This window comes from Arthrobacter sp. K41 (genome assembly GCF_059089645.1).
The window spans coordinates 309,291-335,234 of record NZ_JBNHEW010000002.1; the positions used below are offsets into that span (position 1 = coordinate 309,291).

The window sequence follows — 25,944 nt, forward strand, 5'->3', positions numbered from 1 at the left end:
CGTGAACGCAGTGCAACCCAGCGCAGTCCAACCCCGCGCATTGATCACCGGCGCCGGGACCATCAACCCGCTCGGCTCCTCGGTGGCCGAAACCTGGTCCGGGATGGTGGCCGGCAAGTCGGGCATTGGACCGCTTGGGGAAGCCTGGGCGGAACAGCTGCCCGTGAAAATTGCGGGACAGGTGACCACCGACCTTTCCGGCCACCTCAGCACCCGCGAAATGAAGCGCATGGACCGCTGCGGGCAGCTCGCGCTCATCGCTGCCCGGGAAGCCTGGAAGCAGGCCGGCGCGCCGGACGTGGATCCTGAGCGCTTCGCGGTGGTGATCGGCTCGGCGTACGGCGGGCTCGGCTCCACCCTGGAGCAGGACCGGACCCTTGCCGAATCCGGTCCGCGCAAGGTTTCACCGCACACGCTCACCCGCCTCATGGTGAACGGCCCGGCGGCCTGGGTCTCGATCGACCTCGGTGCCCGCGGCGGCGCCCGGACGCCGGTCAGCGCCTGCGCCTCCGGGGCGGAGGCGATTGTCCAGGCAGCCGAGATGATCCGCTCCGGTGCTGCCGACGTCGTGATTGCCGGCGGCGTTGACGCCTCGGTTAATGACCTGGTGATCACCGGCTTTTCCCAGATCCGCGCCTTGTCCACCCGTTCCGGGGACCCGCAGCAGGCTTCGCGCCCGTTCGATGGCGGCCGGGACGGCTTTGTCCTCGCGGAGGGCGCCGGTGTGGTGGTGCTGGAGAGCGAAGAGCACGCCCGCGCCCGCGGCGCAGCCGTGTTGGGTGCTGTGGCAGGCGGTGCTGTGACATCGGACGCAAATGACATTGTGGCGGCTGATCCTGCCATGCAGCGGCGGGTTATGCAGAAGGCGCTTGATTCCGCGGGCCTTGCTGCCGAAGACATCGGGTTTGTGCATGCCCACGCCACGTCCACGCCGGTGGGGGACCGTTTGGAAGGCCAGGCGATCAACGCAATCTTCGGTCCGGACATCCCTGTCACTTCCACCAAGGGCCATACCGGCCATCTGCTGGGCGGTGCCGGTGCGCTCGCGGCCGTTGTGGTGGTTGAGGCACTGCGGACCGGGATGCTTCCGGGAACCTTGAACGTCCAGGAACTTGACCCCGAGGTAGAGCTCAACGTCGTCACCGAAGACGTCCGCCAGCTCCAGCCAGGCAACGCCCCGGCGGGCCTGGTGAACGCCTTCGGGTTTGGCGGGCACAGTGTTGCCTTGGTAATCACGGGGGAATAACGCAAAAGCCCGGAGCCAGTTCCCTGGCTCCGGGCTTCATCCGTTGGCCGGCAGGATTCCTGCCGGCCTTGAAGGCGTTATGCCCGGCTCGGAACCGGTGCCTCCACTGGGACTGCGTGTGACTCCAGTGCTTCGCCGTTTCCGCTGCGGCGTTCCTTCAGGAAGTACACCAGGCCTGCAGCGGCTGTGGAGGCCGCTGCCAGCGCAAACAGGCCGGGGATGACGCTTCCGGTCTGCTCCTTGATGATGCCGAAACCGAACGGGGCAACGAACCCGCCCAGGTTTCCCAAGGAGTTGATAATGGCGATGGCCGGAGCCAGGACCATCGGATGCAGCCCGGACTGCGGAATGGTCCAGAACAGCGGGGAGGCGCTCTTGAAGCCCATGGCGGCGATGGCCAGGAAGACCAGGGCCATGACCGGCGAGGCGACCGCGGCGGCGAATGTACCTGCGGCGGCTACCAGGAGTGCAACCACCAGCAGCGGGCGCTTGGACCTGGCTTTGTCCTGCAGCTTGGCGGCAAAGTACATGGCGAACACTGCGCAGACCCACGGGATGGAGGACAGGAAGCCCACGGTGAGGTCGGTGGTGCCCGGGATCTGCTTGATGATGCTGGGAAGCCAGAACGTGTTGGCGTAGATGGACAGCTGGATGGAGAAGTAGATGCCGCACAGTAGCAGGATCTGCGGGTTCAGGAGCATCTTCCAGCGGTTGATCTTTCCACCGTCTGCTGCGGTGTGCTGGGCGTCCTCATCGGCGATGGCGCGGGACAGGGCGGTCTTCTCAGCTTGGTTGAGCCACTTGGCGTCCGCGATTCTGGCGTCCAGGAGGAAGAACACGGTAAAGCCCACAACCACGGACAGGGCGCCCTCGAAGCCGAAGAGCCATTGCCAGCCGCGCAGGCCAAGGGCGCCGTGGAGGCTGAGCAGCATCCCGGCGATGGGGCCTGAGATCGCGGCAGCGATGGAGGAACCGGCGATGAAGATTGCGGTGGCTTTGCCGCGCTGGCCGGCGGGGACCCAGCGGGCGAAGTAGAAGATGACGGCGGGGAAGAACCCGGCTTCGGCTGCGCCCAGCAGGAAACGCAGGACATAGAACATCGTCTCGTTCTGCACGAACGCCATCAGGAAGGAGACGATGCCCCAGCTGACCATGATCCGGGCCAGCCACACCTTGGCGCCGTACTTTTCCATCATCACGTTGCTGGGAAGTTCGAAGATGGCGTAGGCGATAAAGAAAAGCCCGGCTCCGAATCCGTACGCAGCGGCGCCGATGCCCACGTCAGCCTGGAGGTGGTCCTGTGCGTAGCCGATGTTTGACCGGTTCAGTTGGTTGCACACCAGCATGACCAGCATGATGGGCAGCACGCGCTTGAAGAACTTCTTTGTGGCTGTGGCCACATCCGAGACAGCACTGTCCACAGACGTCATTGAATGTATTTCCTTTGGGGTAGAGATCCCGGGCCTGCTGCGGGGCGGGGAGAATGAGGTGAAACGCTCATGGCGCAGGCGTGGCCTACGGTTGACTGACGTCAGTCAGTTTCAGGCCCCTGGCAAAAGTGGCACTCGTCATCGCAGTCGCGACTCATCGCCGCGGCAATGCTGACGTTAAGGGGACCAGGGCGAGCGGCGTCAACTGTGTTTCTTCGGCCGAGCAGTGCCGTTTGGGACTTCACGATGGGGCTCCAGATGTCGTAATTACGAGCCGGGACGGACCGGATGATGTCTGCCTTTTTGTCACGTGGAATTCCGCACGGCCGGTTCCTGTTGCGAGGGAGGTCCGGCCGTGCGGAAGATGGTGCCGGCGTGTTGGCCGGGGCAGGTGCTACCGGACCAGGCAGGGCCGCTTGGGGTCGAAGGACCAGCCGTCGATGTAGTACTGCATGCCAATGCTGTCGTCGCGGGCGTCGAGGCCATGCTCCAGGTACAGCTTGTGGGCCTTGTCCAGGGCTTCGCGGTCCAGCTCTATGCCCAGGCCTGGGGCTGCCGGGACCTCGATGGCGCCGTCCTTGATCTGCAGCGGGTTTTTGGTCAGCCCCTGTCCGTCCTGCCAGATCCAGTGGGTGTCCAGTGCCGTGATCTCGCCCGGAGCCGCGGCGCCGGTGTGCGTGAACATGGCGAGCGAGATGTCGAAGTGGTTGTTTGAGTGCGAGCCCCAGGTGAGGCCGAACTCGTGGCACATCTGGGCCACCCGGACTGAACCGTGCATGGTCCAGAAGTGCGGATCGGCGAGCGGGATGTCCACGGCGTTGCTGCGGATGGCGTGGGACATTTCGCGCCAGTCCGTGGCGATCATGTTGGTGGCCGTCTTCAGCCCGGTGGCGCGGCGGAATTCCGCCATTACTTCCCGGCCGGAGAAACGCCCTTCGGCGCCGCAGGGGTCCTCGGCGTATGCCACCACACCCTGCATCCGCTTGCCCAGCCGGATGGCCTCCTCCAGGAACCAGCCGCCGTTCGGGTCCAACGTGACCCGTGCGTCCGGGAAACGCTTGGCGAGGGCCGTGACCACGTCCACCTCGTCATCGCCGGACAGCACGCCGCCCTTGAGCTTGAAATCGCTGAAGCCGTAGCGTTCCTGCGCAGCTTCCGCCAGCGCGACGACGGCCTCCGGAGTCATGGCTTCCTGGCGCCGGAGCTCCTCCCAGCGGTCAGCGGGGGCGTCCTCCACCAGGTAGGGGAGGTCCGTCCGCTTGTGGTCGCCCACGAAGAAAAGGTAGCCCAACATGGGCACGGACGTGCGCTGCTGGCCATCACCGAGCAGTTCGGCCACGGGGACGCCGAGGAACTGGCCGTGCAGGTCCAGCAGGGCTGACTCGACGGCGGTAACGGCATGGACCGTGGTGCGCAGGTCGAAGGTCTGCAGGCCGCGCCCGCCGGCGTCGCGGTCTGCGAATTCGGCCGCGACCTCCCGCAGGAGTGAGCGATAGCGGGCCACCGGTTTGCCGTTGATCAGGGCACCGGCTTCTTCGATGGTGGTGCGGATCTTTTCGCCGCCGGGAACTTCACCGAGGCCGGTGCGCCCGTCCGAGTCGGTGATGATGACGATGTTGCGGGTGAAGAACGGGCCGTGGGCGCCGCTGAGGTTCATCAGCATGCTGTCGTGGCCCGCAACGGGGACCACCTCTACTCCCGTAATGATGGGCTGGTTGCTCATGCGCCGACCTCGGCTTTCTCTTCAGCTGCCAGGACTACGGTGCCGTCGATGAGGCGGTTGACCTTCCAGGGGTTCTCGTCCTGCAGCGGGGCAGGGAGGAGTTCCTGGGGGATGTTCTGGTATGCGACGGGGCGCAGGAAGCGGTTGATGGCGAGAGTTCCAACGGAGGTGGTGCGGCTGTCGGAGGTGGCGGGGAAGGGGCCGCCGTGAACCATGGCGTGGCCTACCTCGACGCCGGTGGGCCAGCCGTTGATGATGATGCGGCCCACTTTCTGCTCCAACGCCGGGATCAGGGGTGCCGCCGTCGGGTAGTCCTCTTCGATGAGATGCAGCGATGCTGTCAGCTGGCCTTCGAGTCCGCTGATGGCCTCGATCAGGTCCTCCGAGCTGGCGTAGCGGATGACCAGGCTGGCAGCACCGAAGATTTCCTCGTGAAGGACGTGGTTGGTCACGAAGTCCTTGACCTGCGTGCCGAAGATGGCAGGAGCGGGCGCGTTTTTCGTTGCACCCTCCAGGCCCTTGCCAATGAGGTCCACACCTGCGGCGTTGCCGAGTGCTTCGGTGCCTGCGTTCCAGGAGCCGGCGATGCCTTCGGTCAGCATGGTCTGGCCGGCGCAGGCGGCCACGGCACGCGCGACGGCGGCTGCGAGTTTGTCCCCTGCCTCACCTTTGGGGGCGAACAGCAGGCCCGGCGAGGTGCAGAGCTGACCGGAACTGCCGGTGACGGCGGTGACGTACTGCTGGGCCAAGGCGCCAATTTGTTCGGTGGAGCCGCTCAGGGCACCTTCGAAGACGAAGACCGGGTTCAGCGAGGACATTTCCGCATAGACGGGAATGGGCTCGCGGCGGGCAGCGGCGGTTTTCATGAGTGCTATGCCCGCGCCCTGGGAGCCGGTGAAGCCGACGGCCTTGATGGCGGGGTCGGCGACGAGGGCCTGGCCGATGCTGGCACCCGGTCCGTAGATCAGGGAAAACACTCCCGGGTGCAGGCCGAAGTCCTTGACGGCCTTGACGACGGCCTGGCCGACGAGTTCACCGGTGCCCGGGTGGGCGTTGTGGGCCTTGAAAACCACCGGGCAACCGGCAGCCAGGGCTGACGCGGTGTCGCCACCGGCGGTGGAGAAGGCGAACGGGAAGTTGCTGGCACCGAACACTGCCACCGGTCCGAGGGGGATCTGGCGCTGCCGGATGTCTGCCCGGGGCAGCGGGGTGCGGTCCGGGATGGCGGGGTCGATGCGAACGCCGCGGAAGTCACCCGTACGGACAACTGTTGCGAAGAGCCGCAGCTGGCCGGTGGTGCGCGCCCGTTCGCCCTGGAGCCGGGCAGCCGGGAGGCCGGTTTCCTGGCTTGCACGGATGATCAGTTCCTCGCCGATGGCTTCGATGTTGTCCGCGATGGCCTCGAGGAACCCCGCGTGGGATTCCGGGTCGAGGGTCGAGAAGGACGGGTACGCGGCGGCGGCCGCTGCGGTGGCTGCCTTGAGCTGGTCCTCGGTCAGGAGCGAATAGGCGGGGTCGAGCTGCCCGTTGGTGGCGGGGTTGTAGCCGTGGGCTGTTTTTCCTTCGCCGATAACGGTTTGTCCGGCGATCAGGGAGTGTCCGGTGAGGGTCACGATGGTTCCTCCTATGAGAGGTGGTGGATCAGGAGACGGTGGCGATGAGGGCTTTGAGGTCTGCGAGGTCCTGCTCGGCGAGGTTCTGCAGCGGCGGGCGGACCGGGCCGGCGGAGCGGCCGACAGCGTCAAGGCCGCCCTTGACGATGGAGACAGAGTAACCCTTGACCCGGTCGCGGATGTCCAGGTACGGGATGACGAAGTCATTGAGCTTCTTGTTGACGGCTACGCGGTCGTTGTTCCGCACGTCCTGGTAGAAATCCAGGGCGAACTGCGGCACGAAGTTGTACATGGCGCTGGAGTAGGTGCTCATGCCTAGCTGCAGCAGCGGCAGGGCGAAGGTCTCGGCAGTGGGGAGGCCGCCGAGGTAGAAGAGCCGCTCGCCGAGCTTGGCGTAGACGCGGGCATCGTGCTCGAGGTCACCCACGCCGTCCTTGAAACCGATGAGGTTCTCGTGCCGGTCGGCAAGCGCGGCCACCGTGGTGTCCTTGTAGATGGCGTTGGCACGGTTGTAGATGATCACGCCGAGGGAAGTGGCGCTGCAGACAGCGCTGACGTGCTCGATGAGCCCTCCCTGGTCGGCTTCGGTGAGGTACGGGGGCAGCAGGAGGATGCCTTCGGCGCCCGCTGCCTCGGCAGCCTTGGCGTTCTCAATGGCCTGGACCGTGGATCCGCCGGCAGAGGCCAGGACGGGAACCTGGCCGCCCACTTCCTCCACGGCGGTGCGGACGACGCGCTCGGACTCGGCTGCCGACAGGGAGAAGCCCTCTCCGGTGCCGCCGGCGGCGAAGAGACCCGCAACGGGAAAGCTTGCCTGCCAGGCCAGATGCTTGCGGTAATTCTCTTCATCGAACTGCAGCTCTGCATCGAACGAGGTCACGGGGAAGGACAGCAGGCCTTCCTTGAGAGTGTCCGCCAGTTCCTGGGGTGAGTACTTTGCCACGATGTTGTCCTCCGTGTGATCGCCGCGGGCGGCTAGGTGTTGTGGGTTCCTGCTCAGATTAGGCAGAGGACGTAATGCCTGTCTAAGTGTATTTATGTATCCAGTGATGCTCTATGAGCATCAACCGTCATACTTGTGCAGCCTACTCTGAACGGAACTCCAGGTCCCGAAGGAGGCGGCGGAGGGCGGGGTTGTCCACTCTCCGGTTCCAGATGGCATGCAGTTCAACAGGCTGCTCGCTTTCCATTCCAGCAACGGGGAGGAACTCCACGCCCTTGATTGCCAGCAACGTGGCAGAGTGCGGGACAAAGGCAACGCCGCGCCTCGCCGCCACCAGGGACACCATGGTGAGGACCTGACTAACCGTATGGATCACGTTGGCGTGCTGGATGGGAATCATCTTGACCACAAGGTCATAGAAGTACGTCGCCTTGGTGGGGGAGTGCATGATGAGCGGCTCCTCGCTTATGTCGTTATCCTCCACCGGCCGGGACAGCTGGGTGAGGCGATGGCCTTCGGGGACCGCGAGCATCATCGATTCCCGGTACAGCAGGTGTGAGTCGAAGGTGTCACGGTCGAACGGGGGCCTGGCCAGGCCGAGGTCCAGTCCGCCGGTGAGGAGACCCTGGATCTGCTCGCCGGTGACGAGTTCCTGGAGGTCGATGTCCACATCCGGAATGATCTCCGCCATCTCCTCCAGCAGCGGCCCCAAAATACTGAAGCCGCTGGCGGCCGTAAAGCCGATGCGGAGAATTCCGGAGCGGCCCGTCGCGATCCGCCGGGCCGTGATGGGAGCGCGCGTAGCCAGCGCCATCAGCCGCTTTGCTTCCTCAAGGAAGGCTTCGCCGGCAGGCGTCAGCTGAACCTTCCGGTTGTCCCGTTCGAGCAGCTCGGTGCCGATGCTCTTTTCGAGCTTCTGGATCTGCCGGCTGAGGGGAGGCTGGGTCATGCTGAGCCGTTCCGCCGCCCTGCCAAAGTGAAGTTCTTCTGCCACGGCGATGAAACCCGCTAGCTGGTCAAAGGTAAACATGATGCCTTCCAGGTATCACTTGATGCTCATATGGGCTTAGACATGCATCATAACTGCTCCCTAAACTCGTCATAGCGAGCCCGAAGTGATTCGGTTCACAAAGACAACCGGACCCGTTCCGGAGCAGTTAAAGGAGTCCCAATGAAGCACTTCCCCACCCGCCGCACCGTCCTCGGTGCAGCCTCCGCCATCACCCTGCTGGCCATGACCGCATGCGGCAACGTCGCCGGCGGCAGCGCCGACGACACGTCGAAATACCCCTCCGGCCCCGTCAACCTCACGGTAGGACAGGCAGCCGGCGGCAGCACCGACCTCATTGCCCGCGCCTTGGCCGAAGGTGCCTCCAAGAGCCTCGGTCAGCCGATGCCTGTGGTCAATAAGCCCGGCGCGAACGGCGCCCTGGCTACAAAGGAGGTTGCCGGTAAGCCCGCAGACGGGCAGGAACTGGTCCTGCTGACCGCCTCCCTCATCACCATCACTCCGCTCGCAGTTACCCCGGATGAGGCCGTCAACATTGACGACCTGGACATCATTGCCGGCCTTTCGCAGGACGACTACGTCCTCGTCGCCAGCGCTGATTCAGGCTTCAAGAGCTTCAAGGACGTGACCAGCGCCGGCCGCAGCATCACATTCGGCACCACCGGTGTTGGAACCGGAAGCCAGCTGGCCCAGACTGTGCTCTTCAAGCAGGCCAACGTCACCGGTACGGACATTCCCTTTGACAGCGGCAAGCCCGCCTTGACGGCTGTCCTGGGAAACCAGGTGGAACTGGCCACTATCCAGCTTGGGGAAGCCATGCCGCAGATCCAGGCAGGAAAGGTTTCCCCGCTCCTGGTCTTCTCCGAAGAACGCAATACCTTCCTGAAGGACACCCCGACGGCGAAGGAAGCCGGCTATGACGTTCCCGTAGCCCAGTACCGGGCCGTGGCCGCGCCCAAGGGCACGCCGCAGGAAGTCAAGGACAAGCTGTTCGCATCCTTCCAGGAAACCTTTAAGTCGGACGCCTACAAGGAGTTCAACGAGAAGAACATGCTTACCCCCAAGGAAATTTCCGGGGAGGAAGTAGTCACGGAGTGGAAGGGCTACGCGGCAAAGTACAAGGAACTGGTGGAGAAGTACGACATCAGCCTCAGCGGAACTAAGTGATTCCAGTGCAAGGAACACCCGCAGTACCTGCCGGAGGAGGCAGCACCGCTGCCTCCTCCGGCAGGGACGCCCCCCGCACGGAGTCTGACGGACTTATTGACGATTTGACGCCGGAGCAGCTTGCAGCACAGTGGGAAGAAGAAAAGCCCCCCGCGGCAGGCGCCCTCGCCAACGCCGCGTCCTCGTTGGTGGTCCTCGGCGTGGGGCTTGCCGCCGTCGTCCTGTCCATAACCATGGGTCTGGGCACTCCCGCCAGCCCCCAGCCGGGATTGTGGCCATTCATCATCAGCTGCGCGATGGTTGCGCTGGGCCTGTTCCAGCTTGTTCTGGGCCGGCACAACCGCGACGCCGAAAAGTTCACCCGTCTGTCCACGGCACCCCTCACCGGACTCGTGACGCTGGCCGCCATGGTTGCTCTCATGCCGTTGATCGGGTTTGAACTGCCCGCCCTTGTGTTGTGCATCATCTGGATGCGCTTCCTGGGCGGGGAAACCTGGCGGTCAACGCTCCTGGTCAGTGCCATCGTCGTTGCAGCTTTTTACGGCATCTTCGTGCTGGCGCTCAACACCTCCATTCCCCATCTTTTCTAGGAGAACCCCGTGGATTTTCTAAATCCCGTCATCAACGGATTTGCGGTTGTCCTGGAGCCGACCAACCTGCTCTACTGCCTGGTCGGCGTCGTCATCGGCATGCTCATCGGTGTGTTGCCCGGCCTGGGGCCGGCGGCAACCATCGCCATCCTGCTCCCGCTCACCTACGGCGTTGAACCCGTCACCGCCATCATCATGCTGGCAGGCATCTTCTACGGCGCCCAGTACGGCGGCACCATCACCTCGGTGCTCCTTCGACTTCCCGGCGAAGCGTCCTCGGTGGTCACCGTTTTCGACGGCTACCAGCTTGCAAAGCAGGGCAAGGCTGGCACCGCTTTGGGCCTGGCCTCCATCGGCTCTTTCATCGGCGGCACGGCCGCCATCATCGGCCTCACCTTCCTCGCGCCGCTTGTTGCCAGCTTTGCCCTGGACTTCGGTGCGCCCGAGTACACCGCTTTGGCGCTGTTGGGCATCCTGCTGGTAGCCACCATCAGCAGCGGAGCCAAGGCCAAGGCGCTCATCGCAGCAGCCCTCGGATTGCTGCTCGCCACGGTAGGCCGTGACGTTTTCACCGGTGAAAGCCGTTTCACGTTCGGCAGCCTCCAGCTTGCCGACGGCATCGACTTCGTGCCCATCGCCATGGGTATTTTCGGCCTCGGCGAGATCCTCTACAACCTCGAGGAGAGGCACCGCGCAGCCAAGGCACCGTCGAAGGTGGCTAACGTGTGGCCCTCGCGCAAGGACCTGAAGCAGGCATCCGGTTCCATCGGCCGCGGCTCGGTACTGGGATTCTTCCTGGGCATCCTCCCCGGCGGCGGCGCTACGATCGCGTCAATGGCGTCCTATGCCATGGAAAAAAAGCGGGCCAAGCAGCCTGAGCGCTTCGGCAAGGGCGCGCCGGAAGGTGTGGCAGGACCGGAAACCGCCAATAACGCCGCCGCAACCTCCTCCTTCATCCCCCTGCTGACTCTGGGCATCCCTGCCAACGCCACCATGGCGCTGATGTTCGGTGCCCTGCTGATCCAGGGCGTCACGCCCGGACCGCAGCTTGTGGAGCAGGACCCGGAGCTGTTTTGGGGCGTCGTGAATTCCATGTACATCGGCAACATCCTGCTGCTGATCATGAGCCTTCCGCTCGTGGGCATCTTCGTTCGGATCCTGCGTGTCAGGGCAGCCATCCTAGCGCCCATTACAGCTCTGATCACCTTGCTGGGTGCCTACACCATCAACAACAGCATGTTCGATGTAACCCTCGTTGTAGTCTTCGGCGTCATCGGTTACCTGATGAAAAAGTTCGGCTTCGAGCCCGGACCGCTGGTGCTGGCCTTCGTGCTTGGAGAACTCCTCGAGAGCTCGATCCGGCGTTCGCTGCTGATGTTCGGCGGTGACCCCACAGGCTTCTTCGGCCGTCCCATCTCGGCCACCCTGCTGCTGGTCTTCTTGCTGGTGGCTGTGCTTCCGCTCGTTCGGAGTGCCATCGCCAAGCGCAGGACCTCCTCCACACCAACAGCCGCCGCCAGGCCGGACATTAAGGAAAAGGTATGAGCATCGTCGTCGGATTTGTTCCCACACCCGCAGGAGAAGCGGCCCTTACAGCAGGCATTGCCGAGGCCCGGTTACGGAGCGAAGATCTCCTGATCGTAAACTCCGCCCGGGAAGGTGCGCTGGTGGACAAGTCTGTGGCTCCGGATGACCTGCTGGAAAAGGCCGCCCGCCGTGCTGCCGACGCCGGCGTTGAGGTGCGGGTGATCCAGCCCCCGTACCAGCATGACCTCGCCGATGAATTCCTTGATGTGGCCCGTGAAGCCGACGCCTCCCTGATCGTCATCGGGCTCCGGCACCGCACCCAGGTAGGCAAGTTCATTCTGGGCAGCCACGCCCAGCGGATACTGATGCAGGCTGACCGCCCGGTCCTGGCGGTCAAAGCCGACGGCGGAAACTTCTAGCACCGGAAGGGCGATAGCAGCATGTACAAGTACGATTCCAAAAGGCGGAGACCGTCGTTGCCCGAGGCTCCGGTGCCGGACTGGTCAAGGCTTTGCAGGAACGAAAATGTAGAGGTGCGCTCCTCGAACGGGACGATCATAGCCGGGACGATTGACATGATCGCTTCCGACCGGAGCGTTTTCTGGATGATCCGCACCGACGGTGCCGGCCGGACCATGGTTTACTTCGGGGACGACGTATCCGTCACAAGGGTGACGCAGCAGCGCGAACTGGCAGCGGCGTAGCAGCCGGGAACCGCAGATGAAACTGCGCTGAAGCCGGTGACCCCTCCAGGGGTTGCCGGCTTTATCACGTCCGACGGCGGATCTTTTCAGTGAGTGCGTCGAGGACCTGCAGCTGGCCCTTCACCAGCTTGAGGCGCGCTTCGGCCTCCGTAAACCAGCGGGCGTCGTCGATCTCCGGAAAGTGCTGGATCCGGCCTGAACCCTTGGGCCACTCCAGCGGGAACGTGTTGCTGACGATCCTTGCCGGCTGGAAGTCCTGCTCCGCGGTGAAAACCGTGATGATCTTGCCGGACGGCTGCCGGAACTGTCCGAGTTGCCGGTAGTCCGCGGGCGGGGCAGGGGAGCCCATCTCTTCGGCAAACTCCCGCAGGGCAGCAGCCAGCGGATCCTCGTCCCCGCCATATTCACCCTTAGGGATGGACCAGGCATGGGCGTCCTTGCGCGCCCAAAACGGTCCGCCCATGTGGGCTATCCAGACTTCCAGGCCGCCCGGGTCTGTCTTCCTGTACAGCAGAATCCCTGCGCTGAAAACCGGCACCTGTCCTCCACTTGCTGAAGATTTTAAAACGATCGGAAACCGCCCTTCAACGTTAACCTGCAGTTCACGGCGCTGCTTTAGGTTATTCCCCTAGGCACTCTGCTCGAAGGGACCCCGTCATGGCCAACATAGCCGAGGTTTTGGGACGGCTCACGCCGGATGAACTGGATGAACTCCGCACCCTCGGGCCGCAGGGACACCTGCCGCGATACCTGGTTGACGCCTTGGACCGTGCCGCCGGCGGACCCGGTGCTGGCCGCGGCTACTACGTTCCCACCGGAAACGTCAGCGCTACCGGCGGCCCGCTCCTGGTGCTGCGCAGCGACGTATCCGGCTGGCTTTTCAACACCCACAGCGACGACCCGGACCCCTTGCCGGAGCACCGCTAGCCTGACCATCCGGCGCTAGCCGATCAACAGGCTCAGGGCCTCCGTCAAGTGCTCCACTTCGCGGACCGAGAAACCGGCCGGCACCGGACCCGGCCCGGCGTGGCTGGCGGGCACAACGGCGTGGGTGAACCCCAGCCGGTGGGCTTCCTGGATGCGCTGGTTGATGCCGGGGACAGGCCGGACCTCGCCCGCGAGGCCCACCTCGCCGAAAGCGATCAGCCGGATGGGCAGCGGTTTGCGGGCCTTTGCCGAAGCCACCGCAAGGGCAACAGCCAGGTCCGTCGCCGGCTCACTCAGCTTCACGCCCCCCACCGTGGCCACGTACGAATCGTCCTTGTGCAGCAGGGTGCCGGCACGCTGCTGCAGGACAGCCAGCAGCATGGAGACGCGGGAGCTGTCCAGGCCGCTGGTGGCCCGCCGCGGCTGCGAGTTGGGGCTTTCGGCGAGCAGTGACTGCACCTCGGCCAGCAGGGGCCGCCGGCCTTCCATCGTTACCGTAATGCAGGTGCCGGAGACCGGCTCCTTGGTGCGGCTGACAAACAGCCCGCTGGGATCGGCGAGACCTTCGATGCCGTTTTCGTTCAGGTCGAAGCAGCCGACGTCGTCCGTTGGTCCGTAGCGGTTCTTGACGGCACGGAGCAGCCGAAGCCGGGAGTGGCGTTCGCCCTCGAACTGGCACACCACGTCCACCAGGTGCTCCAACAGCCGCGGCCCGGCGATGGAGCCGTCTTTGGTCACGTGGCCCACCAGCAGGGTGGTCATGTTCCTCTGCTTGGCCGCGGCAATGATGGACGCGGCAACTTCACGGACCTGCGAAACACCGCCGGCGCTGCCGTCCACATCGGCACTGCTGAGGGTCTGCACGGAGTCCACAATCAGGAGGCGGGGCTCGATCTTCTCGACCTGACCCAGCGCCTGGCCCAGATCCGTCTCAGCGGAAAGGTACAGCGATTCAGCCACGGCGTCGATCCGCTCGGCACGGAGCTTCACCTGGGCCGCCGATTCCTCCCCGGTCACGTACAGCACGTCCTGCGCCGTCCGGGCAAACTTCGCAGCGACATCAAGCAGCAGCGTTGACTTGCCCACGCCAGGCTCACCCGCGAGCAGGATGACAGCGCCCGGCACCAGCCCGCCGCCCAGTACCCGGTCCAGTTCGTCCACGCCGGTAGGCAGGAAAGCAGCGGTGGTTGCGTCCACCTCGGCAATCCGGCGGGCGGGCTCCGCGACTGTTGCCGCCGGCGTCGTACGTGCAACGGCGGTGCCGGCTTCCTCGACGGTGCCCCATGCCTGGCACTCACCGCACCGGCCGACCCATTTGACGGTGGTCCAGCCGCACTCGGCGCATTTGTAGGCGGGCGCCTTGGACGCCCGGGAAGTCTTTGTTGCCATGGGATCAACCCTAGTGGCGGGCCCTGACATTCCTTGGCCACCCCGGAGGGGAGGGAGACCGCCGCTGCCCATTGGAAAAATCGGGACCACGTAAACTGAAGCCCGCGGTACCCGATTATTGAGATGGAAAGAAAATGGCCGAAATTCTAGTGGACCTGATTGAGGGCAAGGACGCCGAACGGGTGACGCAGATTCCCACGTCACTGGTGATCCGCGAGTCGGCGTGATGGATGCCACCGGGCCCGGCGCCAACACGGACACTAACCGCTCCCTTCGCTGGGGTGTTGTGGCAACAGGACGGATCGCGCACAAGGTCACCCGCGACCTTGCCTTCCTCGAGGACGCCGAGCTTTATGCCGTGAGCTCGCGCAGCAAAGCCTCGGCGGAGGCATTCGCGGAGGAGTACGGCTTTGCCGCCAGCTACCACGACGGCCCCTCCGGATCCGGATACAGGCAGCTCTTCGCGGACCCCAAGGTAGACGTGGTGTATGTCGCCACGCCGCACGCACAGCACTTCGAGGTTGCCCGCGCAGCCCTCGAAGCCGGGAAGCACGTCCTGTGCGAGAAGCCCTTCACCATCAACGCCCGGGAGGCCCGTGAGCTGGTCCGCTTGGCGGGTGAACGGGGGCTTTTCCTGATGGAGGCGGTGTGGACGCGTTTCCTGCCCGTCATGCGCCGGACCCTGGAACTGATCGGCAGCGGCGAGATCGGCAGGGTCTGCTGGCTCCAGGCCGACCTTGGCTTTCCGGCTGCCTATGACCCCCGGGACAGGCTCTGGGATCCGGCGGCCGGCGGCGGGGCACTGCTGGACCTCGCGGTCTACCCCTTGACCTGGGCCATCGCGGCGCTGGGGTTCCCGGAGAAGCTGACGGCGAGGGGCCACCTGAACCAGGACGGCGTGGATGTCCAGAACACCATCGCCCTTGAGTACCCGGAAGGAGCTTCCGCGCAGCTGACCTCCTCGATCCAGGCCGCCGGGCCGGGAATGGCCACCATCAGCGGAACCGCAGGCTGGATCAGGACCGGTTCCCCGCTGTACAACCCGCGGATGCTCGAAGTATGCGGCCTGAACGGCGAAATCCGGGCAGAGGAGTTCCCCGAGCAAACCGAGGGTTTCATCCACGAACTGCGCGAGACAGCACGCTGCATCCGGGCCGGCCTGCAGGAAAGCCCGTTGATGCCCTGGAGCAAAACGATAAAGGTGATGGAGCTGCTGGACCAGGCCCGGGAGCAACTCGGCCTGCGGTACGCGAACGACTCCAGCCCGGGCGTTTCCTAAAGCGCGGGCAGCACGTCCCTGGCCTCGCGCGCGTCCATGCCGGTGGCCTCCAGCAGGTCCACCATCAGCGGCCGGTACAGCATCACCACCGTTTCCCCTTCCAGCCTCTGCACCTCCAGCAGCTTGGGGTGCAGGCGCAGGGCAATCTCGCTCAGGTCCCGGCGGGCCGTCCGCAGGTGGGCGCGGCGGACGCCGTCGTGCGTTTCCGCCAAGCCCAGCGACAGCTCATCAATGGCGGCAGCGGTCTCCTGCAGCACCTCCGCGATGTTCTCCGTCGCCTCGTCCGAAAGCGCGGCATGGTTGATGGCGCTGGTAAGGCGCCGCGCGAAAACCCGGCTGTTCCTCAGTGCCAGGTCAATGAAATCCAGCGACTGTTTGAGCCGGTCCAGTTCTTCCCGGTGCCGTCTGTAGGCGGGGGCCAGGGTGGCCACCTCGCCGGACGCGCGGAGTGACTGGCGCATCCCGTCCACCAACGGCTGGCAGTTCCGGCCCCGGATGAGTGCGTGCCAGGCCTGGGTGGAATCACTCCGGACGAGCGCCTCCCCGCACTCACGCAGCACCTCGGCCAGCTCGTGCAGCAGCTTCTGGACGTCTTTCCGCGGCTCCCGCCGTGGGTCCTTGGGGATGAGGATGGTGACGAGCAGCGCGCAGAGACCGCCCACCACGGCGTCTATGCTCCTCGTGAACGGCCCGCCGGCCGGTGCGGGCAGCAGGACCACCAGCAGCGACTGCAGCCCCAGCTGGGTGGTGAAGATCGTGCCGCTGTCCAAAAAGCGGGCCAGCAGGATGGAGAAAAGAAGGACGACGGCGGCCTGCCAGATACCGCCGCCCAGCCAGTGCAGGAGGAGGTCACCCACGGCTATGCCTATGGTGCAGCCAAGTCCCACCTCCACCACCCGCCGCAGCCGCGGCTCCCGGGAAAAGCCAAGGGCAATCAGAGAGGACGTGGCTGCGAACAGGGGCCCGGAATGGCCCAGTACATACTCGGCAAAGGCATAGGCACCCACAGCGCAGACGGTCATCTGGATGGCAGGCACCAGCGAGTTCCGGCTGCGGATCAGGCCGGTGCGGATACGGCCGCGCAGGAAACGCCTGCCTGCTGAGAGTCCTGCTGCTGGGGCCATGCCGTCCAGTCTATTTGTTGCCCGGACCTTGACAGCCTCCGCACTACGGCCGGACCTGTGATCTGCGCAATGGGAACCCGGCACTTGTAAGCCGATATCCCGCCGCCGTTAATGTTCCGTTCACTTTGGACAGCCAATCCTGTTACCTGCGGCCCCTAACTTCGATGAAGGTACAAAACGTACGCATCGCGCTGCAGGGCGTCTCCGGTCCTGCCCGCAATTGAGACCCTGGAAGGGGTACATTCAGTGAAGGCACTCCGCTTCGGCCGCCACGCGGCTATCGCTGTTATCGCAGCCGGCGCTCTCGCGCTCACCTCCTGCGGTTCAGACAACGCCACGGGCACTGCGCCCGCCGGCGGCCAGACGTCCGCCGGCCCCAAGGTAACCGGCACCCTCACCGGCATCGGCGCTTCCTCCACCGGTGCAGCCATGGACGCATGGAAGGCCGGTTTCGCGTCCGCTAACCAGGGCGCCACCGTGCAGTACTCCCCGGACGGCTCCGGCGCAGGCCGCAAGGCCATCGTTGACGGCTCGGCACAGTTCGCCGGTTCGGACGCCTACCTCAAGGACGAAGAGTTTGAGAGCTCCAAGGCCGTCTGCGGTCCCGACGGAGCCATCAACATCCCCGTCTACATTTCCCCGATCGCCGTGGCTTTCAACCTTCCCGGCATCACCGAGCTGAAGCTCGACGCCGCTACCGTGGCCAAGATCTTCCGGGGCGAAATCGCCAACTGGAACGATCCCGCCATCGCCGCCCTGAACGAGGGCGTGGAGCTCCCGGACCTCAAGGTCACCCCGGTGAACCGTTCGGATGACTCCGGCACCACCACCAACTTCACCGACTACCTGGCTTCCGCAGCTCCTGAGGTCTGGACCGACAAGTCCGCAGGCGTCTGGCCCGCAACCCTGCAGGGCGAGAACGCCAAGGGCACCTCCGGTGTGGTCAAGACCGTTACCGACACCCCCGGTGCCGTAACGTACGCTGACGACTCCGCTGTTGGCGGCGCCCTCGGCACCGCCTCCATCAAGGTAGGCGAGGAATACGTCAAGATCTCCGCCGAAGCAGCTGCCAAGGCAGTCGAGGCCGGCAGCCCGGTTGAAGGCCGCTCCGCCAACGACGTGGCCATCAAGCTGGACCGCAAGACCACCGCCGCCGGTGCCTACCCGGTGGTCCTCGTTTCCTACCACGTGGTCTGCAGCGCCTACGACAAGCAGGAAACTGTTGACCTGGTCAAGGCCTTTGAAAACTACGTAGTCTCCGAGGAAGGCCAGCAGGCCGCCGCGGATTCCGCCAAGTCCGCACCGCTCTCCCCGGCCCTGGCCGAGAAGGCCGCCGCGGCTGTCGAGTCCATCAAGGTCAAGTCCTAATCACCGCTCTGAATCCGGGTTCCCCGCCTGCCGAGAGGCAGTGCGGGGAACTTGGTTTTAGTCGCCGCCTTCCCCTCCCAGCAATCGATCGAAGGGCCGTCGAATGACCGCCACCTCCCTGACCAGCACCCGGGGCGCCGGCCGCGCCGGGGACAAAATCTTTTCGAGTGCCGCGCTGGCCGCCGGCTGCCTTATTCTCGCCGTCCTTTTCGGCGTCGCACTCTTCCTGGTGGTCCAGGCGATTCCGGCGCTGACCGCGCCGGCTGCCGAGATCCAGGGCGGCGAAGGCTTCTTCGCCTACATCTGGCCCATCGTAATCGGCACCCTTATTGCAGCCGTGATCGCACTGGTGATCGCCACGCCCGTTGCCATCGGCGTCGCGCTGTTCATTTCACACTTCGCTCCGCGCGGCCTCGCATCCGGGCTGGGCTACGTTGTTGACCTGCTGGCTGCCATCCCGTCCGTGGTCTATGGCGCCTGGGGTGCCGCGTTCCTGGCCAAGGAGATCTCCCCGGCCTACAACTGGCTCGCGGCCAACATGGGTTGGTTGCCCATCTTCCAGGGCCCGGCCTCAGCCACCGGCAAGACCATCCTCACGGCCGGCATCGTCCTTTCGGTCATGGTGCTGCCCATCATCACGTCGCTCTCCCGCGAGATATTCCTCCAGACCCCCAAACTGCATGAGGAAGCCGCGCTCGCCCTTGGAGCCACGCGGTGGGAAATGATCAAGATGTCCGTCCTGCCGTTCGCCCGCCCGGGCATCATCAGCGCCGTCATGCTGGGTCTTGGCCGTGCCCTCGGGGAAACCATGGCCGTAGCACTGGTCCTGTCCTCCGGAGCGTTGACCGCCAGCCTCATCCAGTCAGGCAACCAGACCATCGCGGCGGAGATTGCACTGAATTTCCCGGAAGCAAGCGGGCTAAAGGTCAGCACACTGATCGCCGCCGGCCTGGTCCTGTTCGTCATCACCCTGGCCGTGAACATGATCGCGCGCTGGATCATCACCCGGCACAAAGAATTCTCGGGAGCCAACTAAATGACCTCCACGCTTACCCCCGTTCGCAGCAAGCGCTCGGCGCTCACCAAGGGCCAGCTGCCCAAGTACGCGCCCTACGTGGTCCTGGCCGGCGCGCTTATTTTTGGCGCCGCCATCCTCGCCCTGGTGGGCTTCAACGTGTTCGGCTGGGGCATTGTCTCCGCGCTCCTTTTCGCCATCGGCCTGGTGTCCTGGAGCGCGGTTGTTGAGGGTTCCCGCAAGGCAAAGGACAAACTGGCCACCTGCCTCGTAGTGGGTTCCTTCCTCGTGGCCCTGCTTCCGCTCTTATCGGTGATCTGGACCGTGCTGGTCAACGGTGTACCCGGGCTTCTTACTCCCGGATTCCTTACCAACTCCATGAACGGCGTCACGGGCGTTTTCGACAACCGGGCCGCGGAAGAAGGTGCCCCCGTGCTGGGCGGCATCTACCACGCGCTCCTGGGTACTATCCAGATCACGCTGCTGGCCACCATCATCTCGGTGCCGGTGGGCCTGCTGACCGCCATCTACCTCGTGGAGTATGGCAGCGACGGCCGGCTGGCCCGCGCCATCACCTTCTTCGTGGACGTGATGACCGGCATCCCCTCCATCGTGGCCGGACTCTTCGCCGCGGCCTTCTTCTTCGCCGTGGTGGGTCCCGGCACTAAAACCGGTGCAGTGGCCGCCGTCGCGCTTTCCGTGCTGATGATCCCGGTGGTGGTGCGGTCAAGCGAGGAGATGCTGAAGATCGTTCCCAACGAACTCCGTGAAGCGGCGTACGCCCTGGGCGTGCGCAAGTGGCGGACCATCGTCAAGGTGGTCATCCCGACGGCGATATCCGGCATCGCGTCCGGCGTCACCTTGGCGATCGCCCGCGTTATCGGCGAGACGGCCCCCATCCTGGTCACGGCAGGCTTCGCCACCAGCATTAACTCCAACGTGTTCAGCGGCTGGATGGCCTCGTTGCCTACATTCATCTACACCCAGATCCTGAACCCCACTTCGCCGGCCAACCCGGACCCGTCGTCTCAGCGGGCCTGGGGTGCCGCCCTGGTGCTGATCATCCTGGTGATGATCCTCAACCTTGGCGCCCGGCTGATCGCCAGGATCTTCGCCCCCAAGACAGGCCGCTGAGCGCCTGCTCCTTCCGGTCACACGGCCCCGATCATAAACTTCAATTCATACCCAGTCAGTGAAGGAACACCATGTCTAAGCGCATCGACGTCAAGGACCTGAACGTGTACTACGGCGATTTCCTCGCGGTGGAAGACGTCACCATTAACATCGAGGCCAAATCCGTTACCGCGTTCATCGGTCCGTCCGGCTGCGGTAAGTCCACCTTCCTGCGGACCCTAAACCGCATGCACGAGGTGCTTCCGGGCGCCCGAGTGGAGGGCGACGTCCTGCTCGACGGCGACAACCTGTACGGCCCCGGCGTGGACCCCGTGACCGTCCGCTCACAGATCGGCATGGTTTTCCAGCGGCCCAACCCGTTCCCCACCATGTCCATCCGTGACAACGTGCTGGCCGGCGTCAAGCTAAACAACAAAAAGATCTCCAAGGGCGAGGCCGACGTCCTGGTGGAACGCTCGCTGAAGGGCGCCAACCTTTGGAACGAGGTCAAGGACCGCCTGGACAAGCCCGGGTCAGGCCTCTCCGGCGGCCAGCAGCAGAGGCTCTGCATCGCGCGGGCCATTGCTGTGGAACCTCAGGTGATCCTGATGGATGAGCCCTGCTCCGCGCTGGATCCCATCTCCACCCTGGCCATTGAGGACCTGATCAACGAGCTCAAGGACCAATACACCGTGGTGATCGTGACCCACAACATGCAGCAGGCAGCCCGCGTCTCGGACCGGACCGCCTTCTTCAACATCGCGGGCACCGGCAAGCCGGGCAAGCTTATCGAGGTGGACGACACCCACACCATCTTCAGCAACCCTGGCCAGAAGGCAACCGAGGACTACGTCTCGGGCCGGTTCGGATAATCCCCAGCCGCGCCCCAGGCTCGCACGCTCGCCCGGGGACCCCTGCGGCCGTGGCCCCACAGCCGGCTGAACCAGGCTCGCACGCTCGCCCGGGGACCCCTGCGGCCGTGGCCCCACAGCCGGCTGAACCAGGCTCGCACGCTCGCCCGGGGACCCCGGCGGCTGTGGGCCCAGAGCCGGCTGCACCAGGCTCGCACGCTCGCCCGGGGACCCCTGCGGCCGTGGCCCCACAGCCGGCTGAACCAGGCGGCTACTCCGGGACTTCCAGCTGGAAGCCGCACCGGCAGCGCAGGACCCTGGTGGGAAGCGAGACGGCGCTGAGTCCGCCACTGCTGTTGCTGGTGCGGTAGCAAAGGCGTTCTATTTCGAACTCGGCTTCCTCCATGGGGAAACCGCAGTGGACGTACTCGTCACCGAACATGATCACCTTGGCCATCCAGCGCACCTGGTGCAGCGCCGCGGCCACGTCCTCTGCGTACGCAAGGTGTTCGTGGAACCTGTGGCAGTCATTACAGGTGTAGGACACGGTAACCAGGTCGCCGTTGGCCGCTCCCATCGCCGTGATGGCATGGATGGTCAGATGATGTTCCGTCCCGCAGATCTCGCATTCCATGTGCCGGGGCTGGGGCAGGGAATGCCGGGGATTCGAGTTAGACATGATGCCTGCTCTTTTCCGCGCTGTGCATCCGGGCCGCCGATATGCTGCAGCAGCGTTAATCCGCGGCCCTGCACCCGGCGGCGGATGTCAGCCCCGGCAGCAGCGCTTGGGGGCGTACTTTCGAATCTACGTCACACGGGTCTGCCTGTACAGGGCAGGAGGGGCTCCCCCCTCCCCGAGGGACAGCATGGGTCCCTGCCCGGCAGCCGCTTCGGCCCATGGTGCCCTCTGCAGCCTGAAGGGTGGGTTTACTCAGCCGGCCAACGGGGACAGCGACAGGGCCAGGACAAACGCCAATGCCGCAGTGGCGGCCGGCGTCAGGATCCACAGTGCCACAATGCGGATCACCAGCTTCCGGTTGGTCACCGAAAAGTTCTGGTTTTCGCCCGCTCCCAGCACGGCAGAAGTTACTGTATGCGTGGTGGAAAGCGGCCACTGCAGGCCGATGGCACCCACAAACAGCATGAGGGCGCTGAAGATCTGAGCCACGGAGCCACGGAGCGGGTCTATCTTGGTGATTTTGTAGCCGATCGTATGGGAGATCCTCCACCCCCCGTAAAGGGTGCCGGCGGTGATCATTACCGCGGTAAGCAGCGCCACCCACGCGGGGATAGTGCCGCCGTCGGAATAGCCTGCTGCCAGCAGGGCGAGGATCAGGACGGCGCTGATCCGCTGGCCGTCCTGCAGGCCGTGGCCAAACGCCACCGCCCCGGCAGCTATGGACTGGCTCCGGCGGAACCGTTGGTTGACCACGTTGGGCTGGGTGTAGCGGGCGGCCCAGGTAGCCGGGTAAACCAGCATGAAGGCGCCGCTGTAGGCCACCAGCGGCGACAGCAGCAGCGGAAGTACCACCTGGAATAGCAGTGAATGGTCCACCGCGCCTACCCCGGTGCCACCCAGTGCGAGGCTGGCGAGCCCGGCCCCGGCAAGGCCACCCACCAGGGCGTGCGTGGACGAGGCAGGTATGCCCCGCCACCACAGCAGGATGCCCCACGCGGTGGCGCTGCCCAGGCCGGCGAGCAGGATGCTGAGGCCGTCCGTCCCTTCGGGCAGGTGGATCCACGTCTGGCTGACCGCCACAGCCAGGAGCGCGCTGAGCAGGGCGCCGAGGAAGTTGAAGAAGGCGGCCAGCAATACCGCCACGCTGGGTGTGAGGGCACGGGTCCGGACGGCAAGCGCCACCGAGGTGGAGACGTCACGGAAGCCGTTGACGAACGCGAACACGGCTGTCAGCAGGACCACCGTGCCGAAGACGACTGCCGTCACCTCAGGATTCCTTGACGATGATGCTGCCTACCTGGGTGGCGATGCGCCGCATGTCCTTGGTGACCTCCACCAGCTGGTTGGCGACATCACGATTCCGTGAGTACTGCGCCCACTTCATGTCCCTGATCATGTCCGCCACCCAGACCCGGTGCGTCCGTTCAGCACGTTTGGCCAGGCGAAGGATTTCAATCCAGTAATCCTCCAGGTCATCCAGGTTGTCGAGCCGGCGCATAGCGTCAACGGTGAGCTCGGCCTGCCGGCTGATGATTTCCAGCTGGTCCGCTGCCCGTTTTGGCAGCCGCTCCAGGCGGTACAGCGCCACGAGTTCCGCCGCAGCGTCCAGTTTCTCGATGGCCTCGTTGAGGTAGCGGGACAGAGCATACATGTCTTCGCGGGGGAGGGGGTTCACGAAGCTGGTGCGCATGTGGGTCAGAAGGGCAAAGTGCAGTTCAGCGGATTTGGCCTCGTGGTTGTGCATGTCCTCCACGAGCTTGCCGTGCTCGGCTGCGGGCACACCGAGGATTTCGGCCAGGGTGGCACTGGCCAGCACAATTTGCTGCGCCATCTGCGATAAAAGGTTCAGCCCGGCGGGCTCCTGGGGAAAAAGGCGCAGCTTCACAGTTACCGGTCTCCGGGATAAGAACAGGGCGGGAATTGCCTGCCGTGTGACTTGACCCCGGCGCGCAACTGTCGCTAACTCTACCGGCCCGTAACTGCACCTTCGAAATGGGAGGACGGTAGCTGGGCAGCAAGCAAACGGGCAAACAGTAATTGGGCAGAAAAATGGTGCCGAACCGGATACGCCTCTCGGCGGTAGGCCGCTCTAGGCGGCTGAATGTTGAAGCCCGGGGGTTTCGCGGCTCGGCACCAGTTTCAGTGTTCTACGTTGGTTGGCCCAAGTCAACATTGACAGATCCGGGCTCCTGGGCCATGCGGTTCGCTCAATCCAGCTCACCGAGGCGCCACGCGTTGGCTGCGTGCTCCAGGTCCTCGGCGGTCTTCACCAGCTGGTGGGAGTTGCGGGTGAGTTTGCTCGCGTGCGCCTCATTGCCGTGCTCGGCGCCGTCGGCGAGGGTGGCCTGGCCGAGCGCCACCACCCGGCAGAATGCGGCGGAACGCTCCAATGCGACGTCGAACTCGCCGTCGAACGCTCCCGAAAGGATGGCGTCCGCCATCGCCTTCATCTCATCAGCGCCGGGAGGCTCGGCGGCCCCGGCCACCACATTGGAGACCTGCGCCGTGTCTTTGCCCGCGCGGAAGTAGACCGAAATTCGTTCGGGATCCTGGACCGTGGCCGCACGCAGGGCGTACAGCCGCCACAGCGCTCCGGGAAGTGAACGGGCCGGGCTCTCGGCCCACATCTCTGCGATGGCCTCCAGGCCCTGCTCGTCCGCAAGCTTGACGAGCCGCTCGGTCACTACGGGGTCGTCGCTGTCCCGCCCGTGGCGGACCAGCGCCTGGGCGGCGAGGTGGGCGGCTTCGGACACGCGGGCGGGATCGGCGCCGCCGGCAAACGGTTCGAAGTCGACGGGCGCGAAAGGCTTGGGCTTGTGGTGCCGGTTGGCGCCGCCGTAATGACTGGAACCTGTTTGCTCGCTCATGCCCCCAACGCTACTCCTGTGCCCTGCGCTAAATCGAGCTTCAGGAATTGCTGCCGGGCCTCTCAGGCAGGGCCGACGGCGGGGCCCGGCCCGTGTGCGAATGCTGCCTCGAGCATGGGTTAGAGTATTAACGTCCAGAAATGGATGGGCCGGGTTGGCGGTACAACGTACCGAAGCAGCCCGGCTTGGGCCTTTAGCTCAGTTGGTAGAGCATCGGACTTTTAATCCGTGGGTCGTGGGTTCGAGCCCCACAGGGCCCACTCTTTTAGCGAAGAGCGGGAAATCCCCCGGCAGCCTCCCCGAGGCAGCCGGGGGATTTGTTGTTTGCGGCAACCGGCACAATGGGGACATGACAAAAAGCAGCGCCGGCCGGCTGCCGCGCCTTGAGGACGTGGCCGAACGTGCCGGCGTCTCCCATCAAACTGTTTCCAGGGTGGTCAACGGGCACCCGAATGTCAGTAAAGCAACCCGGGAAAAGGTGGAGGCGGCCATCGCCGAGCTGGGCTACCGGCGGAACACTGCAGCCCGGAGCCTCGTCACCCGGCGCTCACAAACCATAGGTGTGCTCGGCAGTGAGCTCTCCCAGTACGGCCCGGCCAACACGCTCCTCGGCGTGGAGCAGGCAGCGCGGAACGCGGGCTACTTCGTCAGCATTGCCGCCCTGCGTTCGGTGGGCCGGGACGCCATCTTCGATGCGCTGCGGCACTTCCTGGACCAGGCGGTGGACGGAATCGCTCTCCTGGTGCCGCACACCGAAACACTGCAAATCCTTGAGGAGTTCAGCCCCGGGGTGCCAGTTGTGGCCGTCGGTTCGCCTGGAAATGAAGCAGTCAGCGGGGCAATGGTGGACCAAAAACGCGGTGCGGAGATCGCCGTGGGCCACCTCATCGAGCTGGGGCACAGCAGAATCGGGCATGTTGCCGGGCCGTCCGACTGGATTGACGGCGCCCTGCGCACTGAAGGCTGGCGCGCGGCGCTGCAACATGCAGGGCTTCAGGACGACCTGCTGCTGGAAGGCGACTGGAGCGCGGGCAGCGGTTACGAGGTGGGGCGCCGGCTGGCAGCCGAACGCACCGCCACCGCTGTGTTCGTGGGCAATGACCAGATGGCCCTCGGGGTGCTGCGTGCCTTCAACGAGGCAGGGGTCCGCGTGCCCGACGACGTCTCCGTGGTGGGATTCGACGACCAGCCGGAGTCCGGCTACTTCACCCCGCCGCTCACCACCGTGCGGCAGGACTTCGAAGAGCTGGGCAGGCGCTGCATGGACACCATGCTGAAGGAGATTGAGGCCGGTGCCGCCGCCAGTTCAACAGTAGTCATCCCGGAGCTGGTGCGCCGGGGGAGCGCAGCGCCGCCCGGGCAATGACGAGCCAGGCTAAG

26 protein-coding genes and 1 tRNA gene are annotated in these 25,944 nt (G+C 64.9%); 14 read left to right on the forward strand and 13 right to left on the reverse strand.

The genetic code is table 11. The annotated features are described in order from the left end of the window. Nucleotide 1 precedes the first annotated feature (1 nt). Nucleotides 2-1,246 (forward strand): beta-ketoacyl-[acyl-carrier-protein] synthase family protein, encoded by a 1,245-nt coding sequence (locus tag AC5RTE_RS05735; RefSeq protein WP_494040440.1) that lies wholly within the window; start codon nucleotides 2-4, stop codon nucleotides 1,244-1,246. Between the two features lie 77 nt (nucleotides 1,247-1,323). Here AC5RTE_RS05735 and AC5RTE_RS05740 read toward each other — a convergent pair whose 3' ends face one another. From AC5RTE_RS05740 to AC5RTE_RS05760, 5 genes are all read right to left on the reverse strand, one after another. Continuing rightward, a complete protein-coding gene (locus tag AC5RTE_RS05740; protein ID WP_494040441.1) occupies nucleotides 1,324-2,676 on the reverse strand; it encodes an MFS transporter in 1,353 nt (450 codons plus the stop codon). A gap of 394 nt (nucleotides 2,677-3,070) precedes the next feature. Further along, nucleotides 3,071-4,399 carry an enolase C-terminal domain-like protein gene (locus AC5RTE_RS05745; protein ID WP_494040442.1) on the reverse strand — a complete coding sequence of 443 codons (1,329 nt, stop codon included), beginning with the start codon at nucleotides 4,397-4,399 and terminating at the stop codon, nucleotides 3,071-3,073. Continuing rightward, complete coding sequence (locus AC5RTE_RS05750) at nucleotides 4,396-6,012, reverse strand: aldehyde dehydrogenase (NADP(+)) (RefSeq protein WP_494040443.1); 1,617 nt, start codon at nucleotides 6,010-6,012, stop codon at nucleotides 4,396-4,398. The genes AC5RTE_RS05745 and AC5RTE_RS05750 overlap by 4 nt, the downstream gene beginning before the upstream one ends. 28 nt (nucleotides 6,013-6,040) lie before the next feature. Continuing rightward, complete coding sequence (kdgD, locus tag AC5RTE_RS05755) at nucleotides 6,041-6,955, reverse strand: 5-dehydro-4-deoxyglucarate dehydratase (RefSeq protein ID WP_494040444.1); 915 nt, start codon at nucleotides 6,953-6,955, stop codon at nucleotides 6,041-6,043. A gap of 142 nt (nucleotides 6,956-7,097) precedes the next feature. Then, entirely contained in the window at nucleotides 7,098-7,985 is an 888-nt protein-coding gene (locus AC5RTE_RS05760) for a LysR family transcriptional regulator (RefSeq protein WP_494040445.1), read from the reverse strand. Nucleotides 7,986-8,126: 141 nt separating this feature from the next. Here AC5RTE_RS05760 and AC5RTE_RS05765 point away from each other — a divergent pair, with 141 nt between their 5' ends. Genes AC5RTE_RS05765 through AC5RTE_RS05780 form a run of 4 tightly spaced genes read left to right on the forward strand, consistent with a single transcriptional unit; the run spans nucleotide 8,127 to nucleotide 11,667 of the window. After that, nucleotides 8,127-9,131, forward strand: a complete 1,005-nt coding sequence (locus AC5RTE_RS05765) for a Bug family tripartite tricarboxylate transporter substrate binding protein (protein ID WP_494040446.1) — start codon at nucleotides 8,127-8,129, stop codon at nucleotides 9,129-9,131. Nucleotides 9,132-9,136: 5 nt separating this feature from the next. After that, complete coding sequence (locus tag AC5RTE_RS05770) at nucleotides 9,137-9,721, forward strand: tripartite tricarboxylate transporter TctB family protein (protein WP_494040447.1); 585 nt, start codon at nucleotides 9,137-9,139, stop codon at nucleotides 9,719-9,721. A gap of 9 nt (nucleotides 9,722-9,730) precedes the next feature. Continuing rightward, a complete protein-coding gene (locus tag AC5RTE_RS05775; protein WP_494040448.1) occupies nucleotides 9,731-11,266 on the forward strand; it encodes a tripartite tricarboxylate transporter permease in 1,536 nt (511 codons plus the stop codon). Then, on the forward strand, nucleotides 11,263-11,667 hold the full coding sequence (locus AC5RTE_RS05780; RefSeq protein WP_494040449.1) for a universal stress protein: 405 nt from the start codon (nucleotides 11,263-11,265) through the stop codon (nucleotides 11,665-11,667). The genes AC5RTE_RS05775 and AC5RTE_RS05780 overlap by 4 nt, the downstream gene beginning before the upstream one ends. Here the strand turns inward: AC5RTE_RS05780 and AC5RTE_RS05785 are convergent. Continuing rightward, nucleotides 11,664-11,825 (reverse strand): hypothetical protein, encoded by a 162-nt coding sequence (locus AC5RTE_RS05785; protein WP_494040450.1) that lies wholly within the window; start codon nucleotides 11,823-11,825, stop codon nucleotides 11,664-11,666. The genes AC5RTE_RS05780 and AC5RTE_RS05785 overlap by 4 nt on opposite strands. Here AC5RTE_RS05785 and AC5RTE_RS05790 point away from each other — a divergent pair. Further along, nucleotides 11,824-11,952, forward strand: coding sequence for a hypothetical protein (locus tag AC5RTE_RS05790; RefSeq protein ID WP_494040451.1), 129 nt, complete (start codon nucleotides 11,824-11,826; stop codon nucleotides 11,950-11,952). The genes AC5RTE_RS05785 and AC5RTE_RS05790 overlap by 2 nt on opposite strands. Before the next feature lie 64 nt (nucleotides 11,953-12,016). Here AC5RTE_RS05790 and AC5RTE_RS05795 read toward each other — a convergent pair whose 3' ends face one another. Then, a complete protein-coding gene (locus AC5RTE_RS05795; protein ID WP_494040452.1) occupies nucleotides 12,017-12,490 on the reverse strand; it encodes an NUDIX hydrolase in 474 nt (157 codons plus the stop codon). A gap of 119 nt (nucleotides 12,491-12,609) precedes the next feature. Here AC5RTE_RS05795 and AC5RTE_RS05800 point away from each other — a divergent pair, with 119 nt between their 5' ends. Further along, a complete protein-coding gene (locus tag AC5RTE_RS05800) occupies nucleotides 12,610-12,879 on the forward strand; it encodes a hypothetical protein (RefSeq protein ID WP_494040453.1) in 270 nt (89 codons plus the stop codon). 15 nt (nucleotides 12,880-12,894) lie between these two features. Here AC5RTE_RS05800 and radA read toward each other — a convergent pair whose 3' ends face one another. After that, on the reverse strand, nucleotides 12,895-14,268 hold the full coding sequence (gene radA, locus AC5RTE_RS05805) for a DNA repair protein RadA (RefSeq protein ID WP_494040454.1): 1,374 nt from the start codon (nucleotides 14,266-14,268) through the stop codon (nucleotides 12,895-12,897). 226 nt (nucleotides 14,269-14,494) lie between these two features. Here radA and AC5RTE_RS05810 point away from each other — a divergent pair, with 226 nt between their 5' ends. After that, nucleotides 14,495-15,547, forward strand: a complete 1,053-nt coding sequence (locus tag AC5RTE_RS05810) for a Gfo/Idh/MocA family protein (RefSeq protein WP_494040455.1) — start codon at nucleotides 14,495-14,497, stop codon at nucleotides 15,545-15,547. Here AC5RTE_RS05810 and AC5RTE_RS05815 read toward each other — a convergent pair. Continuing rightward, nucleotides 15,544-16,671 (reverse strand): FUSC family protein, encoded by a 1,128-nt coding sequence (locus AC5RTE_RS05815; RefSeq protein WP_494040456.1) that lies wholly within the window; start codon nucleotides 16,669-16,671, stop codon nucleotides 15,544-15,546. The genes AC5RTE_RS05810 and AC5RTE_RS05815 overlap by 4 nt on opposite strands. Nucleotides 16,672-16,917: 246 nt before the next feature. On the opposite strand from AC5RTE_RS05815, the gene pstS reads away from it, so the two are divergent. The 4 genes from pstS to pstB all read left to right on the forward strand — a co-directional run bounded on the left by pstS (nucleotide 16,918) and on the right by pstB (nucleotide 21,039). Continuing rightward, on the forward strand, nucleotides 16,918-18,039 hold the full coding sequence (gene pstS, locus AC5RTE_RS05820; RefSeq protein WP_494040457.1) for a phosphate ABC transporter substrate-binding protein PstS: 1,122 nt from the start codon (nucleotides 16,918-16,920) through the stop codon (nucleotides 18,037-18,039). A 103-nt stretch (nucleotides 18,040-18,142) separates the two neighbouring features. Next, nucleotides 18,143-19,075, forward strand: a complete 933-nt coding sequence (gene pstC, locus AC5RTE_RS05825; RefSeq protein ID WP_494040458.1) for a phosphate ABC transporter permease subunit PstC — start codon at nucleotides 18,143-18,145, stop codon at nucleotides 19,073-19,075. Then, the gene (pstA, locus tag AC5RTE_RS05830) at nucleotides 19,076-20,188 is read left to right on the forward strand and encodes a phosphate ABC transporter permease PstA (protein WP_494040459.1); all 1,113 of its coding nucleotides are present in this window, start codon (nucleotides 19,076-19,078) and stop codon (nucleotides 20,186-20,188) included. It begins immediately after the preceding gene. 71 nt (nucleotides 20,189-20,259) lie between these two features. Beyond that, the gene (gene pstB, locus AC5RTE_RS05835; RefSeq protein ID WP_494040460.1) at nucleotides 20,260-21,039 is read left to right on the forward strand and encodes a phosphate ABC transporter ATP-binding protein PstB; all 780 of its coding nucleotides are present in this window, start codon (nucleotides 20,260-20,262) and stop codon (nucleotides 21,037-21,039) included. A gap of 250 nt (nucleotides 21,040-21,289) precedes the next feature. On the opposite strand, the gene AC5RTE_RS05840 is transcribed toward pstB, so the two are convergent. From AC5RTE_RS05840 to AC5RTE_RS05855, 4 genes are all read right to left on the reverse strand, one after another. Next, entirely contained in the window at nucleotides 21,290-21,697 is a 408-nt protein-coding gene (locus AC5RTE_RS05840) for a hypothetical protein (protein ID WP_494040461.1), read from the reverse strand. A 252-nt stretch (nucleotides 21,698-21,949) separates the two neighbouring features. Continuing rightward, nucleotides 21,950-22,963 carry an inorganic phosphate transporter gene (locus AC5RTE_RS05845; protein ID WP_494040462.1) on the reverse strand — a complete coding sequence of 338 codons (1,014 nt, stop codon included), beginning with the start codon at nucleotides 22,961-22,963 and terminating at the stop codon, nucleotides 21,950-21,952. A gap of 1 nt (nucleotide 22,964) precedes the next feature. After that, nucleotides 22,965-23,582: a nuclease PIN gene (locus AC5RTE_RS05850; RefSeq protein WP_494040463.1), complete on the reverse strand. Its 618-nt coding sequence runs from the start codon at nucleotides 23,580-23,582 to the stop codon at nucleotides 22,965-22,967. Nucleotides 23,583-23,904: 322 nt separating this feature from the next. Further along, nucleotides 23,905-24,564 carry a hypothetical protein gene (locus AC5RTE_RS05855; RefSeq protein ID WP_387548135.1) on the reverse strand — a complete coding sequence of 220 codons (660 nt, stop codon included), beginning with the start codon at nucleotides 24,562-24,564 and terminating at the stop codon, nucleotides 23,905-23,907. Between the two features lie 187 nt (nucleotides 24,565-24,751). Here AC5RTE_RS05855 and AC5RTE_RS05860 point away from each other — a divergent pair. Both AC5RTE_RS05860 and AC5RTE_RS05865 read left to right on the forward strand, forming a co-directional pair. Further along, a tRNA-Lys gene (locus AC5RTE_RS05860) sits at nucleotides 24,752-24,824 on the forward strand. A gap of 89 nt (nucleotides 24,825-24,913) precedes the next feature. Further along, nucleotides 24,914-25,930, forward strand: a complete 1,017-nt coding sequence (locus AC5RTE_RS05865) for a LacI family DNA-binding transcriptional regulator (protein WP_494040464.1) — start codon at nucleotides 24,914-24,916, stop codon at nucleotides 25,928-25,930. Nucleotides 25,931-25,944: the final 14 nt, after the last annotated feature.

What these genes read in the sequence shown, in the direction of transcription:
- AC5RTE_RS05740 (WP_494040441.1), bottom strand. Translation starts at nt 2,676, where the DNA reads ATGACGTCTGTGGACAGTGCTGTCTCGGATGTGGCCACAGCCACAAAG.
- AC5RTE_RS05745 (WP_494040442.1), bottom strand. Translation starts at nt 4,399, where the DNA reads ATGAGCAACCAGCCCATCATTACGGGAGTAGAGGTGGTCCCCGTTGCG.
- AC5RTE_RS05760 (WP_494040445.1), bottom strand. Translation starts at nt 7,985, where the DNA reads ATGTTTACCTTTGACCAGCTAGCGGGTTTCATCGCCGTGGCAGAAGAA.
- AC5RTE_RS05765 (WP_494040446.1), top strand. Translation starts at nt 8,127, where the DNA reads ATGAAGCACTTCCCCACCCGCCGCACCGTCCTCGGTGCAGCCTCCGCC.
- AC5RTE_RS05780 (WP_494040449.1), top strand. Translation starts at nt 11,263, where the DNA reads ATGAGCATCGTCGTCGGATTTGTTCCCACACCCGCAGGAGAAGCGGCC.
- AC5RTE_RS05790 (WP_494040451.1), top strand. Translation starts at nt 11,824, where the DNA reads ATGATCGCTTCCGACCGGAGCGTTTTCTGGATGATCCGCACCGACGGT.
- AC5RTE_RS05785 (WP_494040450.1), bottom strand. Translation starts at nt 11,825, where the DNA reads ATGTCAATCGTCCCGGCTATGATCGTCCCGTTCGAGGAGCGCACCTCT.
- AC5RTE_RS05800 (WP_494040453.1), top strand. Translation starts at nt 12,610, where the DNA reads ATGGCCAACATAGCCGAGGTTTTGGGACGGCTCACGCCGGATGAACTG.
- radA (WP_494040454.1), bottom strand. Translation starts at nt 14,268, where the DNA reads ATGGCAACAAAGACTTCCCGGGCGTCCAAGGCGCCCGCCTACAAATGC.
- AC5RTE_RS05810 (WP_494040455.1), top strand. Translation starts at nt 14,495, where the DNA reads ATGGATGCCACCGGGCCCGGCGCCAACACGGACACTAACCGCTCCCTT.
- AC5RTE_RS05815 (WP_494040456.1), bottom strand. Translation starts at nt 16,671, where the DNA reads ATGGCCCCAGCAGCAGGACTCTCAGCAGGCAGGCGTTTCCTGCGCGGC.
- pstC (WP_494040458.1), top strand. Translation starts at nt 18,143, where the DNA reads ATGACCGCCACCTCCCTGACCAGCACCCGGGGCGCCGGCCGCGCCGGG.
- pstA (WP_494040459.1), top strand. Translation starts at nt 19,076, where the DNA reads ATGACCTCCACGCTTACCCCCGTTCGCAGCAAGCGCTCGGCGCTCACC.
- pstB (WP_494040460.1), top strand. Translation starts at nt 20,260, where the DNA reads ATGTCTAAGCGCATCGACGTCAAGGACCTGAACGTGTACTACGGCGAT.
- AC5RTE_RS05840 (WP_494040461.1), bottom strand. Translation starts at nt 21,697, where the DNA reads ATGTCTAACTCGAATCCCCGGCATTCCCTGCCCCAGCCCCGGCACATG.
- AC5RTE_RS05855 (WP_387548135.1), bottom strand. Translation starts at nt 24,564, where the DNA reads ATGAGCGAGCAAACAGGTTCCAGTCATTACGGCGGCGCCAACCGGCAC.
- AC5RTE_RS05865 (WP_494040464.1), top strand. Translation starts at nt 24,914, where the DNA reads ATGACAAAAAGCAGCGCCGGCCGGCTGCCGCGCCTTGAGGACGTGGCC.